This is a genomic window from Vibrio sp. CDRSL-10 TSBA (genome assembly GCA_039696685.1).
Taxonomy (GTDB): domain Bacteria; phylum Pseudomonadota; class Gammaproteobacteria; order Enterobacterales; family Vibrionaceae; genus Vibrio.
In genome coordinates this window covers 1,717,864-1,732,085 of sequence record CP155566.1, presented here as the reverse complement: position 1 = coordinate 1,732,085, position 14,222 = coordinate 1,717,864, and the positions used below count along the sequence as shown (strand labels likewise).

At 49.6% G+C, this 14,222-nt stretch carries 7 protein-coding genes and 5 pseudogenes; 9 read left to right on the top strand and 3 right to left on the bottom strand.

Features of this window, described 5'->3' with window-relative positions; all coding sequences use genetic code 11:
• Positions 1 to 57 precede the first annotated feature (57 nt).
• From ABDK09_15505 to ABDK09_15495, 3 genes and pseudogenes are all read right to left on the bottom strand, one after another.
• Positions 58 to 903: a mechanosensitive ion channel domain-containing protein gene (locus tag ABDK09_15505; GenBank protein ID XAW90756.1), complete on the bottom strand. Its 846-nt coding sequence runs from the start codon at positions 901 to 903 to the stop codon at positions 58 to 60.
• A gap of 77 nt (positions 904 to 980) precedes the next feature.
• A pseudogene (locus tag ABDK09_15500) lies at positions 981 to 3,351 on the bottom strand (ATP-binding protein).
• A 181-nt stretch (positions 3,352 to 3,532) separates the two neighbouring features.
• Entirely contained in the window at positions 3,533 to 4,363 is an 831-nt protein-coding gene (locus tag ABDK09_15495; GenBank protein ID XAW88519.1) for a formate dehydrogenase accessory sulfurtransferase FdhD, read from the bottom strand.
• A gap of 457 nt (positions 4,364 to 4,820) precedes the next feature.
• Between ABDK09_15495 and ABDK09_15490 the strand changes: the two are divergent.
• The 9 genes and pseudogenes from ABDK09_15490 to ABDK09_15450 all read left to right on the top strand — a co-directional run bounded on the left by ABDK09_15490 (position 4,821) and on the right by ABDK09_15450 (position 13,841).
• A pseudogene (locus ABDK09_15490) lies at positions 4,821 to 5,289 on the top strand (DUF3305 domain-containing protein).
• Positions 5,279 to 6,022, top strand: coding sequence for a DUF3306 domain-containing protein (locus ABDK09_15485; protein ID XAW88518.1), 744 nt, complete (start codon positions 5,279 to 5,281; stop codon positions 6,020 to 6,022). The pseudogene ABDK09_15490 and the gene ABDK09_15485 overlap by 11 nt, the downstream one beginning before the upstream one ends.
• 231 nt (positions 6,023 to 6,253) lie before the next feature.
• Positions 6,254 to 7,916: pseudogene (locus tag ABDK09_15480) on the top strand (4Fe-4S binding protein).
• Positions 7,917 to 8,002: 86 nt separating this feature from the next.
• Positions 8,003 to 8,617: a molecular chaperone gene (locus tag ABDK09_15475; GenBank protein XAW90755.1), complete on the top strand. Its 615-nt coding sequence runs from the start codon at positions 8,003 to 8,005 to the stop codon at positions 8,615 to 8,617.
• Between the two features lie 59 nt (positions 8,618 to 8,676).
• Positions 8,677 to 8,881 (top strand): annotated as a pseudogene (locus ABDK09_15470) (twin-arginine translocation signal domain-containing protein).
• A gap of 10 nt (positions 8,882 to 8,891) precedes the next feature.
• Positions 8,892 to 11,747, top strand: coding sequence for a formate dehydrogenase subunit alpha (locus ABDK09_15465; GenBank protein XAW88517.1), 2,856 nt, complete (start codon positions 8,892 to 8,894; stop codon positions 11,745 to 11,747).
• Positions 11,748 to 11,758: 11 nt separating this feature from the next.
• Positions 11,759 to 12,368 (top strand): annotated as a pseudogene (gene fdh3B / locus ABDK09_15460) (formate dehydrogenase FDH3 subunit beta).
• A 5-nt stretch (positions 12,369 to 12,373) separates the two neighbouring features.
• The gene (locus tag ABDK09_15455) at positions 12,374 to 13,432 is read left to right on the top strand and encodes a formate dehydrogenase subunit gamma (protein XAW88516.1); all 1,059 of its coding nucleotides are present in this window, start codon (positions 12,374 to 12,376) and stop codon (positions 13,430 to 13,432) included.
• Positions 13,419 to 13,841, top strand: coding sequence for a hypothetical protein (locus tag ABDK09_15450; protein XAW88515.1), 423 nt, complete (start codon positions 13,419 to 13,421; stop codon positions 13,839 to 13,841). The genes ABDK09_15455 and ABDK09_15450 overlap by 14 nt, the downstream gene beginning before the upstream one ends.
• Positions 13,842 to 14,222: the final 381 nt, after the last annotated feature.

The following is a 14,222-nucleotide window of genomic DNA, read 5'->3' as shown; positions in this document are numbered from 1 at the left end:
GAACTGGCATGGTCGAACAGAGCGTATGTGCTAAAAGCTTGTGGCTATGACACGGCATCAGGCATTCTGAAACGCACTGTTTGGCGGCTTAATGCCGTGGGTTTTAAATTCTTTCATGACCCGCAACGTAATATCAGTTTCAAATAATTTTTCGTAGGCAGTATCGACTACATACGCCTTACAGGTCAGCTGCACCGCGAGATAGCTTTCGGTCATAGTCTGTTTGACCAGGACCACGACCGGTTTAGGCAGATGAATATAACGGCTTGCTGAGGCGGCTTCTTGTATCAGATCGCGAGCCAGCGCAATGTCTTCATCCAAACCGACATAGAAGGGGATCACCACCTGCATATCCAGCGCACCATAGTTACCGCTGGAGGTGATTTCATTGAGAAATTTGTTATTGGGGATGGTGATAATGTCATCGGATAAGGTCCGCATCCGCACTGAGCGCAGCCCGATTTCAATAATATCGCCATAATGGCCTTCGAAAGTGACGCGGTCACCAACCTGGAATGGACGGTCAATCACAACCGTGATTCCGGCAATAAACGACGCCGCGAGATCTTTTAACGCAAAACCAACCGCGACTGCCAGCGTACCGCCAATCAGTGCCAGCATGTGGTCATTAATACGGAAGCTGAGCATCACCACGATCGCCGCGACGCTGAGATACATAAAGAACTGGAAAAACGACTGAAATTTCTGCAGCAACATGCGGTACTGGACGAACTGAGTTCCCAGCGTTCTTATAAGAGATTTGACGAACTTGAGCAGCAGCCAGGTCGCAGCGACGACCAGCAGCGAAAAGAACACACCACTCCAACGTACCAGGCTGGCAATCTGTTTGATGTCCTGTATGTCTGAAACGGCTTCTTCGGCGGCTAGAGGTGCACTTATCATCAGCGCAAGGCCGCACAGCACAATAATAGTCACACGGGATAGAGTCACATCGGGTATGGGGACATGGGATATTTTCATCATTTCACCAGCAAATGTTGTCTGTCCAGCACATTGGTAATCGCGCGATACCAGTGGTCGGAAATTCGGGTTTTATCTTCCGCCCATTCCAGATATCCACGGCTTTCAAAGTACCGCATAATGCCAATCACCTCAGGAATGGTCAGTTGAGTACATTCCGATAATTCATCCGGAGAAGCGACTTCAAGCTGCACAATCGAGCGCAGTACAGCCAGCATAGGTTTGGGCATGGATTCCAGATCATGCGCATCAGGTGTATGGAACAAGCGCACCACAACCTGATGATTTTCTTTGTGACGATGCAAAGAACGGCGGAAAAAGCGCAACGCTACGGTCGGGTTGCCATCTGAGTAGTGCAACAGAATACGATAGAACCCCAACCGTGAACGCTCTTCATCGCTGTGCTCCTCATCGCCCCACTGGCGGGGAACCAGTAATCCCTCAAACGATATCGGCGACTGCTTATCCTGATTGATGCGACTGTCGAGCAATTCACCCAGTTGTACTTCATTCCAGCGCGGCAGAATGGTCACCCAGTCAAATAACAGCCGTTCACCACGTGCGCGATCGACAAAGCGCCAGCTCGATTTTTCAATGGCCATCACCACTCGGTGATTCTGCTTACTGCGGCGCAGCAAGTTGGTCAGATGCAGTAACTCCTTCAGCCCGCCAACGGTCGGCTTAACCAGGCGCTGAGCATTATCAATCGCAATCAGATAACTTTCCTCACTCTGTCGCAGCGCAGCGATGATTTGCACCTCACTGGCATCCTCGGCCAGGTCGAGTTTTACCGCCAGTTGGGATAGCAGGTTATCCAGCCCGGAATACGGGCAATTGAGATAAACCGGGCGGGCGTTTTTCACTTTATTCAGCAGCCGATGTAACAAGGTCGTGGTGCCAATGCCACGCTCGCCGGACACCACACACATCGCCGGACTGTCACTGAGCAAATAGCGGCTCAGCTGCTGAAATTCATCCTGCGCGTACTCAACCAGGGGGCTGTCCATATGGCCCGGTAGTACATAGTCGAAGGTTTCATCACCTTTAACGCGAGTGTATTCCTGTTCGTTGCAGCGGTTGTTGTTCTGCTTGGCGGCTTCGATACGAAACAGATAGGCGAGTGCCTGACTGCAAAAGCTGTAGCTCGACATCACAGACATCAGTTGGCGCTGCAGTGCATTTAACCCAATCCAAAGCACTCCCAACAAGGTAGCGGGTATACACAACAACCGGGTTTGCTGTTTATTCGCAGCCCATTTCACCCACAGAGGTTTGTCTGCTTGTTTGTCGATAACCGCGAAGGTGCGCTCACGCCACCACATTAACACCGAGGTGACCATCAGGATAATCCACACGATGACGGCATCGGTCAGCCAGTCATAAAGGGTGCTTTTGGCCAGTAAAGGTAAAGAGAGCTGCACAATCAGTCCGCTCATGACTAAGGTGCGTATAAGACGACGAATCGAGCTGTGGCGTAAATCGATTAATGCCTGATTTGATGTACGACGGGTGCGGTAGAAGTACTCGCTGAGCAGATTTATCGCGATGCGACCGCCCAAAAGCCACCAAATGGCCCATTGCAAATAACGCAGCGACTGCAGGCTCTCGAGATGAATGAGGCTCTGCAGGACAAGGGTCAGCGCTATCATCCAGGCAATCGTTCGGTTGGCTTTACTCACATACCACACCAGTCGTGCCCAGATGGCCGGTTTTTGTTTGTTTTGCAGGTAAGTACGCCAGAACAATTTGATCAACGGCTGGCTGTGACCCAGCCACCAGAACAAGACCCCAAAAATCACCACGACTTTTATCAACAGGCCAAAGAAAGTGAGCGGCGCTCTGCTGATGTTGTGCCATAGAGTCTCTAACTGCCTTATTTGCCAGTGCCATTGATAGTGCAGCATTAAACGAGCCTGATGCAGTTCAAGCCGGGCCTGTTCAGCACCTTCAGAAACTAAAACCGGTCAGCACGCTGCGGGTATACACATCACTCAGTTCAAGCAAACGTTGTTTGCTGCGGGACAAGCTGGTCAGGGCTAAATAACTTTGCTGCAGATTAAACCAATTGAGTTCATCTGCTTGCTGCTGGTAGTGCGCCAGCAGAGTCGAAAATTCGTCAACCGTGTTCTGCTGTTGCAGTAAAGTTGCTTTCAATAACTGCTGAACACGTTGTTGCTGTGTGCGATCCATCATTGGCCGTTCAGGCAATTCACTGATGTTCTGTTCCAGATCTCGTATGCTTTGTGGCGTCTGGGCAACCAGGTTGACATCGTCATATTGCCACTCTGCTGTAGCGGAAAAGCTCAGCAGGCTGATCAGTATCAGCACGGACCAGGGGCGTAACAACGTAGAATGATAGATAGCCGACATTGACGAATTCACTTAATAAGTTATTGATTATCAAATTAAGTGTAGCTTAGGCTATTCGAACAACGGGTTAAAATGTGTGATGGTGCTGCGAATTCAGTTAAGACGGCAGCGATGAACTGCCGTTTGGCTATTGATTATTGATTATTGGTTATTAGTTATTGGCTATGTTGGTTATTGAAAATTAGTCTGCCAGATGTCCTTTGACATCAAACTCGATTTTATCTGCACCGCTGTAGACCTGAAAACGCAGTCCTTTTGCTCTGGCAATGGTTGTGATGCCAAACTGTTGCGCGAGGTCGAGTCCCATCTGGGTCACACCGGAGCGGGAGAGCAAGACAGGTATCCCCATCTGGGCAACTTTGATTACCATTTCTGAGGTTAAACGACCTGTGGTGTAAAAGATTTTATCCTCGCCACTCATATTGTTGAGCCACATTTCTCCGGCCAGAGTATCGACGGCATTGTGGCGACCGACATCTTCCACAAACGATAACACCTGATCTTCAAAGCAGATTGCACAGCCGTGCACGGCACCTGCTTTTTTATACGTGTCATTGTGATGGGTTAACGCTTCCAGGGCTGCATAAATCTGAGACTGTTTAAGCGGGCGTTGCGGAACCTGATAGTTTTCCAGTTGTTTGATCACGTTGCCGTACATGGTGCCCTGACCACAGCCTGAAGTGACGGTCTTTTTCTTTAATGCCGACTCAAGGTGATCAATGTTTTCCCGGGTAACCACGGCGGCAGAATTGGTCTCCCAGTCAATGATGACCGAGTCTAGCGCGTCAGGATCGGAAATAAAACTCTGATTTTTCAGGTAGCCCAGAACCAGAGCGTCTGGCCGCGACCCTAGTGTCATCAGAGTGACGATTTCCTTCCAGTTAAGCAGTACGGTCAGAGGACGCTCACACGCGATCGATTTGACCAATTTCTCCCCATATTCGTCATACACATCTACATCCATGGTTTGTAACGGGTTTTCACTGGTTTTGATAACGGATAACTTGCTCACTGCGGCATCCTTTTTATAGGGTAAGGTCTTTTTTTTTGATACGGTCCGGCTGAAGTGAAATATCAGCTAGCGCCTAAACCCTAGCTAAAAAGTTTTAAGCGGTCTAACCCAAGTAGCGTAAATTGTGTCTAAAGTACCAGAGTCGCCATGTCAAAGTGACGGAGTAATGAGTTAAAGCTCCCAAGTGACCAATTAAAGTTCAAAAATAACTAACAAAATAGCTAACAAATGGCTTAGTTATTGCTTAGTCGCTATTTCAACTATTGAAAAGACAATGCTCCGGGTGTGCTGAAATCCATTGACAGTCACAGACCGGAGCGGCAGTTTTAAAACATCATCTGCACTTTTAAGTGTTTAGATTTGTTCTAGACTATGAAAAAAGGCGCCATCTAGTGCTGATAAGGATAGTGCCGATAACAAAGTCAGACCGCCTAACGAGAATATTACGGAATTTCCCATGTCAGAACCGCAAATCAAAATCATGGATACAGAAAAGACCGAGACCCTATGGCCATTGGCATGTGATCTGATTGAGCATGAGATCACAACCGGGATCTGGATTACCACCCAATGGCAATTAGCCGGCTTTAATCTGCATCCGAGCCAGAAACAGCGCATTTATCGCCGTGCTGGAACTGTATCGCGATGAACGAACCGACTATCGTTTCAACCTGAGCTCTCAACAACCTAAATTGTTTCTGGTGCTGGAAAATCCAGACGATGAGGGAACTCCTCCAAAGATCATTACGCTCACCGCGTCACAAAGCGTAGCAGGCCAATATATGGATGGTGACTATCTGGTGCTCTCGACCGATATGCCGCTGCCGATTCAGGCCTGGATGGAAGCCTTTATTGGCCGACATGGCGAACTGCTGGAAGTGAAACGTAAAAAACGTAAAGGGGCGGGCAGAGCCAGTGGACAATAATTCGTTTCTTTCCCGTTGGTCAAAGCGCAAACTTGAAGAACAACATGAGGCTGAGGTTGACCCGGCGTCGCCGGCGGAACACAGCTCTGGTTCAGAAACCGGTGCGGCAGACGTCGATTCAGGCACTCGAACCAATGAACTTCATTCCTCGGATTCGATTCTTGCTGATGGTGTTGATTCACAAACTGGTACCGAGGCAGAAGGTGATAGTGCAGCAAAGGCTGTGGCAACAGAGGACAGCAAGGCACAAGAGAGTGCGAATGAGCAACCCCAGTCTGTCGCTGCCTTGCTGGCATCGGAAGCCAGTCAACAAGTAAAAAAAGCAGCACTGCGTAAATTGTTTTTGAGCGGCGAGTTTAGCGAAGTCGATCGGCTGAATGATTATGATCACGATTACTCCAAAGTAAAAAGCTTGTCGACTGAAGTCGCGCAGGGTTTACGTGACTGGCTGAATAAGGCCGACGATAAACCGGAAGATGAGCCTGGCTCAGAGGCACAAACCGTACACAATGAGTCCGAGGTGAGTCGCGTAGAAAGCGCTGATACCGCTTCAGGTAATGATTTGGTGGATGATGTTGAAGCTGTTAATGTTAATCGCGACGTCAATATAAATGGCATGTCAGGCAAGGAGGCAACGGCGCTTGACGGCAAACTTGCTGCATCCGCTCAATCTGAAACAGATCCTGAATATCGTGTCGACAACCCGGACGATGGGACAAAATCGACCACTTAATTCCTGATTTATCAAAAACTCTTATCCTTACAACTATCAGGTACATTTTGTACCTAATACCCTTTCACCAGATGAGACAATTTGTCTCATCTTTTTTATTTGTGTCGACACATTGAACGGTTTATTTATTAACTCTTTGTTTTGACATGATTTTATAGGTTGGAACGCTAATTGCTAAAGTAGTCAAAAAGAGCGGGCACTCAAGATTCGCTCACATGATGGAAACGAGCAATGTTAAAGCAATATTTACAACAAGCGACATCTCCGAATGGACGTGCACGGTGGTCTGCCATTGAAAACACCGTCGAACTTACCAATTTAATTCCGCCTACGGTCAGTTACGAAAGTGGCGGGCACACGCTTATTCTTGGTCCAACCAGCCTTATCGAACGGGCGGCGCTGCAATTATCACAAATGGCGTCTGTCACTCTCTTGTCTGTGGACGGAGAGCCTTCTGACAGTAATCAACTCTATTACGCAGACAGCGTAGAAATCAGTGGATTTCTCGGTGCATTCAGTGTCGCGGTCGAAAATCGCGGTCAGGAAATCAATCTGGCTCAGGCCGCAATCTCGCAGGACTGTTTTGATATCGTGCTGGATATGTCTCTGAATGGTGTCATGACTGAAGAAGTGCCTGTCCCTGGCTATTTCCCGGTCGGTCGCGGGCATCCCAAACTGTCTGATGCGTTAGAAGAGATTCCTGAATTAATGGGAACCTTCGACAAACCTAAGTATTTCCGTCTCGATACCGATTTATGTGCTCACTCTTCACGAGGTGTGAAAGGCTGCGAACGTTGTGTTGATGCTTGCCCGGCTGGTGCATTGTCCAGTGAAGGCAGTGACAAAACCGGTCATCGGATTCAGATCAACCCGTATTTATGTCAGGGCATCGGGACCTGTGCGACATCTTGTCCCACTGAAGCTATTCACTATGCACTGCCTAATCCGACTGACACACAAAAATTCATTGAACGCCTGCTACGTAACTATGCTCAAGCCGGTGGTGATCAGGCTGTGATTCTGATCTGCAGTTCACGTCATGAGCAATATAACCTGATGGCGTTGCAAGCGCTGCCGGATAACGTAATTCCAGTCACTGTGGAAGAGCTGCCTTCGGTGGGTATGGACTCCTGGTTTGCGGCCTTGGTAAATGGTGCGACTCAAGTACTGTTTGCAGCCAGTCGTCATATGCCACCTACCGTGATGCGCATCCTCAATCAGGAAGTCACGATGGCGCAGACGTTTCCTGAGTCAGCTCGGTATTGATAAAGAGACGGTTGATATTCTCTATCTCGAATCGCTGCGAGACGGTACACCGACCTTGTGTACCGAGCCACTCGGACTGCAACTGGGCGAACTCGAAGGCAATAAGCGTCAACGACTGTTTCAGGCACTGGACGCTCTGGCAGAGCACAAACAGATCGAACCCGCGATTCAACCTTTGCCTGCGACTGCTGCCTACGGCGCAATCGAATGCTCTACTCAGGATTGTACCTTGTGTATGAGCTGTGTTGCGGTCTGTCCGACACGCGCCCTTCATCATGAAGGCGATATGCCATCACTCAAATTCGTCGAGCAAGACTGTGTGCAATGTGGCTTGTGTGTTAAAGCCTGTCCGGAAAGCGCACTAACGTCATCCTCGCGCATTAACTGGGACAAGCAGCAGCGCCAGGCCGTCGTCACACTGCATCAGGAAGAGCCGGCCCATTGCCTGCGTTGTCAGAAACCGTTCGCGCCACAATCGATGATCACCATGCTGCAAGATAAGTTACGCGGTCACTCACATTTCTCGGACCAGGCTTCGTTGAATCGTATCGCGATGTGTGAAGACTGTCGTGTCGTCGATGTGTTTGAGTCCATGGCTAACGATCCGGAAAAACAGCTCAATTACTAGGGAAGGAAAACATAATGCAAAGTGATCAGGCCATTCAATTTGATCCTTCACAACACCTTGAGCAAACCGAACAGGGTGACGATGCAATGCGTTGCGACATTTATCTTTTGCTGGCGACGCTGTTGCGTGATGTGCCTTCTGCGCCATTAATTGAGTTTCTGGCTGATCTGCAAAGCGAAGCGAATGAGACTCCGATGGCGAAGGCTTGGCAGTCACTGTCCGCAGCTGCTCGCGCAGTAGAACGTCCGGATCTGGAACAGGAATACCAACAACTGTTTATCGGCATCGGGCGCGGTGAAGTCGTGCCTTTTGCCTCCTGGCATTTAACCGGTTCTCTGATGGAGAAACCGCTGGCCGAAATTCGTTTTCACCTCAGTCAAATCGGCCTGGAACGTGAAGAAACGGTGAAAGAGCCGGAAGATCATATTTCCGCCTTATGCGAGACCATGGCGTATCTGATCGAAACCCGGGATACGGTGCAAAAAGCCTTTTTCAACCGTCACATTGCCACCTGGTACAACAAGCTGGTGGATCAGATGAATCAGGCGGAGCACGCACAGTTTTATCGTGCTGTGGCCGAGTTACTGGGCGCATTTTTAACGCTGGAACATGTCAGCCTGACCCAGGCGCCATCCAGTCGCAAGAATACACACAAAATTGAGGTGAAAAACCTCACCGATAAAGCTGAACAGCAATCTTAAAAGATCAACACAGGCTCCAGTCATGCGGGTAACCGCAAGAACGGATAAAGGAAGCAATGATGAAAAAAGAACAAAAAGACATCAACCAAAGCAGACGTGATCTGCTGAAAGGGTTGGGAAACTGCAGCGGTCGCAGGTGCGGTCGTTGCGGGTGTTTCCCAGCAAGCCGTCGCCAGTGAAACACCGGTCCAGGCAAATAAGAATGAACTGAAAAAAGGGTATCACGAAACCCAGCACATTCGTGATTACTACGACACGCTATAGGAGCGCAGCGATGAGATTAACCAAACGTTCAGACAGCACGAGCAAAAACAGCAACCCGCTTGGGATTAGCCGCCGTGCGTTTATGAAAAATACTTCGCTGGCTGCTGGTGGTGCCGCCGTCGGTGCTTCACTGTTTGCACCGGGAATGCTTAAAAAAGCCCAGGCTGCCGAAGTTGATCACAATGCGAAAACAGAAGTGAAGCGCACCATCTGTTCTCACTGCTCGGTCGGTTGCGGTATTTATGCCGAAGTACAAAATGGTGTATGGACCGGTCAGGAGCCTGCATTTGATCACCCGTTCAACGCTGGTGGCCACTGTGCTAAAGGTGCCGCACTGCGTGAACATGGTCACGGTGAGCGCCGTCTGAAATACCCGATGAAACTGGAAGGCGGTCAGTGGAAAAAGATCTCCTGGGATCAGGCGATCAACGAAATTGGTGACGAAGCTCTGCGTATTCGTCAGGAATCAGGTCCGGACTCTGTCTATTGGCTGGGCAGTGCCAAACACAGCAACGAACAGGCCTATCTGTTCCGCAAACTGGCCTCACTGTGGGGAACCAACAACGTTGACCACCAGGCACGTATCTGTCACTCAACAACCGTAGCAGGGGTAGCGAATACCTGGGGTTACGGAGCCATGACCAACTCCTTTAACGACATGCACAATTGTAAGTCGATCCTGTTTATTGGTTCCAACCCGGCCGAAGCGCACCCGGTTGCGATGCAGCACATCCTGATCGCCAAAGAGAAGAACAGCTGTAAAATTGTTGTCGCAGACCCGCGTCGCACCCGTACAGCGGCCAAAGCGGACTATTACATTTCACTACGCCCGGGCACTGACGTTGCCTTTATCTGGGGTATCTTGTGGCATGTGTTCAAAAACAACTGGGAAGATAAAGAGTTCATTCGTCAGCGTGTGTTCGGTATGGATGAAATTCGCACCGAAGTTGCGAAATGGAACCCGCAGGAAGTCGAACGTGTTACTGGTCTGAGCGAAGCGGAAGTGTACAAAACGGCCAAGATCTTGTCAGAAAACCGTCCTGGTTGTGTGGTCTGGTGTATGGGCGGTACTCAGCACACCACAGGTAACAACAACACCCGTGCTTATTGTGTACTGGAACTGGCGTTAGGCAATCTGGGTAAATCCGGTGGTGGTGCCAACATTTTCCGTGGTCACGACAACGTACAGGGCGCAACCGATCTGGGCGTACTGTCTCACACATTACCGGGCTACTACGGTCTGGCCGATGGCTCATGGAAACACTGGTGTGGCGTTTGGGATGTGGAATTTGAGTGGGTACAGAACCGCTTTGATCAGAACGAATACCGTGGCCAGAAACCCATCAATAACATGGGCATTCCTGTCTCACGCTGGATCGATGGTGTTCTGGAAGACAAAAAGAACATTGAGCAGCGCGATAACATCCGTGCCATGTTCTATTGGGGTCATGCGGTGAACTCGCAAACCCGCGGCGTCGAAATGAAAAAAGCGATGCAAAAGCTGGATATGATGGTGATTGTTGACCCGTATCCGACCGTTGCCGCCGTCATGAGCGAACGTACCGATGGCGTGTATCTGCTGCCGGCCACGACTCAGTTTGAAACTTACGGCAGTGTGACGGCTTCCAACCGCTCGCTGCAGTGGCGTGATCAGGTGATTGAGCCGTTGTTCGACTCCAAACCAGACCATGAAATCATGTATCTGATGGCGAAAAAACTCGGTATCGATGAGCAGTTATGTAAGCACATCCGGGTTGAGAACAACCAACCGGTTATTGAAGACATTACCCGCGAGTTTAACCGTGGTATGTGGACCATTGGCTACACCGGCCAAAGCCCTGAGCGCCTCAAGGCTCACCAGCAAAACTGGCATACCTTCCACAAAACCAGTCTGGAAGCAGAAGGCGGTCCGGTCAACGGGGAAACCTATGGTCTGCCTTGGCCGTGCTGGGGTACACCGGAAATGAAACACCCGGGCACACACATTCTGTATGACACCTCGAAGACAGTCGCGCAAGGCGGAGGTACGTTCCGTGCCCGTTACGGCGTTGAGTTTGAAGGTAAAAATCTGCTGGCAGAAGACAGCTTCTCGAAAGGCAGTGAAATCGAAGACGGCTATCCGGAATTCAGTGACAAGTTACTGAAACATCTGGGTTGGTGGGACGATTTGACCCCGGAAGAAAAAGTGGCGGCCGAAGGTAAAAACTGGAAGACCGATATGTCCGGTGGCATTCAGCGTGTTGCGATCAAGCATGGCTGTATCCCGTTTGGTAATGCGAAAGCACGTGCCATCGTCTGGACCTTCCCGGATCGCGTGCCGCTGCACCGTGAACCACTGTATACACCGCGTCGTGATCTGATTGCTGATTATCCGACCTGGGATGACGCAGAATCTATCTACCGTCTGCCAACCCTGTACAAATCGATTCAGGATAAAGATGTCTCGCAGGAGTATCCGATTATTCTGACTTCCGGTCGTCTGGTTGAATACGAAGGCGGTGGTGAAGAGACCCGTTCCAACCCTTGGCTGGCTGAACTGCAGCAGGAGATGTTCGTTGAGGTACACCCGAAAGACGCCAACGATCTTGGCTTTAAAGACGGTGAATACGTATGGGTAGAAGGCGCTGAGAAAGGCCGAATTCATGTTAAAGCTATGGTGACACGCCGCGTGAAACCAGGCATGGCATTCATTCCGTTCCACTTTGGCGGCATCTTCTCGGGTGAAGATTTACGCAATAAATATCCGGAAGGTACTCAGCCTTACGTTGTTGGTGATTCTGCAAACATCGCAACCACTTACGGTTACGATCCAACTACCCAAATGCAGGAAACCAAAGTCACTCTGTGTAACATCCGTAAGGCGTAAGGAGCCCAATCATGGCAAGAATGAAATTTATGTGTGACACCAAACGCTGTATCGAATGTAACGGCTGTGTCACGGCATGTAAAAACGAAAACGACGACGCGTTAGAGTGGGGCATTCAGCGCCGCCGAGTTGTCACACTCAATGACGGTGAGCCGGGCGAGAACTCGATCTCGGTTGCTTGTATGCACTGTACAGACGCACCGTGTATGGCGGTGTGTCCGGCCGACTGCTTTGTTCATACCGAAGATGGCATTGTGCTGCACAACAAAGATCTGTGTATTGGTTGTGGTTACTGCCTGTTTGCCTGTCCGTTTCGGCGCGCCGCAGTTCCCGAAAACCTCAGCATTTGGCGAACGCGGCAAAATGGACAAATGTACCTTCTGTGCCGGTGGTCCGGAGACAGAACCAGGCTCTGAGGAAGAGCGTAAGAAATACGGTGCGAACCGCATTGCCGAAGGTAAGCTACCGATGTGTGCTTCTCTGTGTTCAACCAAGGCACTGATGGCCGGTGATGCGGAGACGGTCTCTGATATCTTCCGTCAACGTGTGGTTGAGCGTGGCGCAAAAGGAGCAGGTTGGAGCGACGGTGAAGATCTGTCTTACGACGCAACAAGGAGTTAATGGTGATGCGACATTTGATGACGCGCGCCATGCATTTTGTGCTGCCATTACTGGCAGCACTGATGCTCTTTGCTGTACAGCCTTCGTTTGCTGAGCAGCAAAGCAAACCCGATGTGGCGCAAAGAGAGTTCACGCAACTGGCCGGCGCAGATTACTGGCGTCAGATCCGTAATGGTGAAGCGGGCTATACCACTTCGCAAGGTTCGGAACACGGCGTATTGATCAGTGCGCCCGGAGAAGCCTGGTACATACTGAAAGAGAAGTGGATGTCACCGGCAGGTGCGATTGCAATTTTTGGCAGTATCGCGATGGTCATCCTGGCCTACGTGCTGATGGGGCCAATCATGCTGAGTAAGCCTCGTACCGGGCGTAAAATTAAACGCTGGTCGCGGCTGGATCGCGCGATGCACTGGAGCATGGCGTTTACTTTTCTGACCCTGGCATTCAGCGGGCTGACGTTAGTCTACGGTAAACATTTTTTAAAACCTTATGTGCCGTCTGAAGTGTGGGGCTTTCTTGTTTATACCGCGAAGCAGTACCACAACTATATGGGGCCGCTATTCTTCCTGCTGCTGTTATGTATGTTGTTCAAATGGTGGAAGAAATCCCTGTTTGATAAAGTGGACTTACAGTGGTTTATGAAGTTTGGCGGTATGTTTGGCAAGCACAAGGGCACGCATCCGTCCGCCGGTTTCTCTAATGGTGGTGAAAAAATCGTTTACTGGATGCTGATTTTCGTCGGCGCGTTTGTCGCAGCCAGTGGTCTGATCCTTGATTTCCCAATTTTTGGCCAGACCCGACGTGATATGGAGCTTTCCAATCTGGTGCATATGATTTCTGCACTGGTGCTGATTTGCGGATTTATTTTCCATATCTATATCGGTTTGTTTGGTATGGAAGGGGCGCTGGAAGGGATGGTGACCGGTAAAGTCGATGAAACCTGGGCCAAAGAGCATCATGACCTGTGGTATGAAGAGATGAAAGAGCAGGGACAGATTGAACCTGCGGAAACGTCTGCCAGCACAACGACGGTCAATAAGGAGCCAAAGCATGAAACCCGCTAGCCAGAATAATTCGGTGTGGTTTGTTTACATTGCCAGCCTGCTGACACCGTTTACCTGCCTGCTTTCAGGTGTTATCGGGATTATTTACGCGGGCTATCGCCTGGACAAGAATGAAGATGGTGACGTGGCGAATTCACATTACTATGGCCTGATTCGCACTTTCTTTTTGTTCCTGACTTTCTTTGTCGTGCTGATTGTCTCGGTGGCGACCACCAATGGATTAATTATGGGAGTAAACCGATATTGGTACGCCCACAGCTGGCTGACGACAGTCGGATCATTAATCCCATATTTAGGTGCTTTAATCGCCTTATTTGCGATTACGATTTGGGTGGTACGCATGTTCCAAGGCATGCAGCAGCTCAAAAGTGACATTCCTCATAAGCCGTCAAAAGGGCCAAACCTTTAAGGTATGCTTTACCATCGCAGTCAAACACCCGGCATTGTCCGGGTGTTTTTTTATCCGGCCTCATTATCTGCTCTGTTACTCAAATGACACCGCTCAGAAGTGGCGGCCTTTTCGTAAGCAAGCCAAGTTGTTAACTTTATTGCTACATCTTTGTGCGCTCATAATTGGTGCTAACGATCCAAATTGGTGCGTTTAAGTTATTGCAATGAAGTGATGGTGCCATGTTCGTGCTACTGGCGCACGCAATTAAACCGTTATAAATCATAGCATTAATTATAAAATCATGATTATTAACTGAGTTGTAGATAGTTGGAACATATTTTGCTCTATCTAACGAAAATTATAATTCACTCACCAAAATGGTGAGATAAAAATTGAGTA

Bases quoted from the DNA above. Each gene is read 5' to 3' on its own strand.
- ABDK09_15455 (XAW88516.1), top strand. From the start codon at position 12,374: ATGCGACATTTGATGACGCGCGCCATGCATTTTGTGCTGCCATTACTG.
- ABDK09_15465 (XAW88517.1), top strand. From the start codon at position 8,892: ATGAGATTAACCAAACGTTCAGACAGCACGAGCAAAAACAGCAACCCG.
- ABDK09_15475 (XAW90755.1), top strand. From the start codon at position 8,003: ATGCGTTGCGACATTTATCTTTTGCTGGCGACGCTGTTGCGTGATGTG.
- ABDK09_15450 (XAW88515.1), top strand. From the start codon at position 13,419: ATGAAACCCGCTAGCCAGAATAATTCGGTGTGGTTTGTTTACATTGCC.
- ABDK09_15505 (XAW90756.1), bottom strand. From the start codon at position 903: ATGATAAGTGCACCTCTAGCCGCCGAAGAAGCCGTTTCAGACATACAG.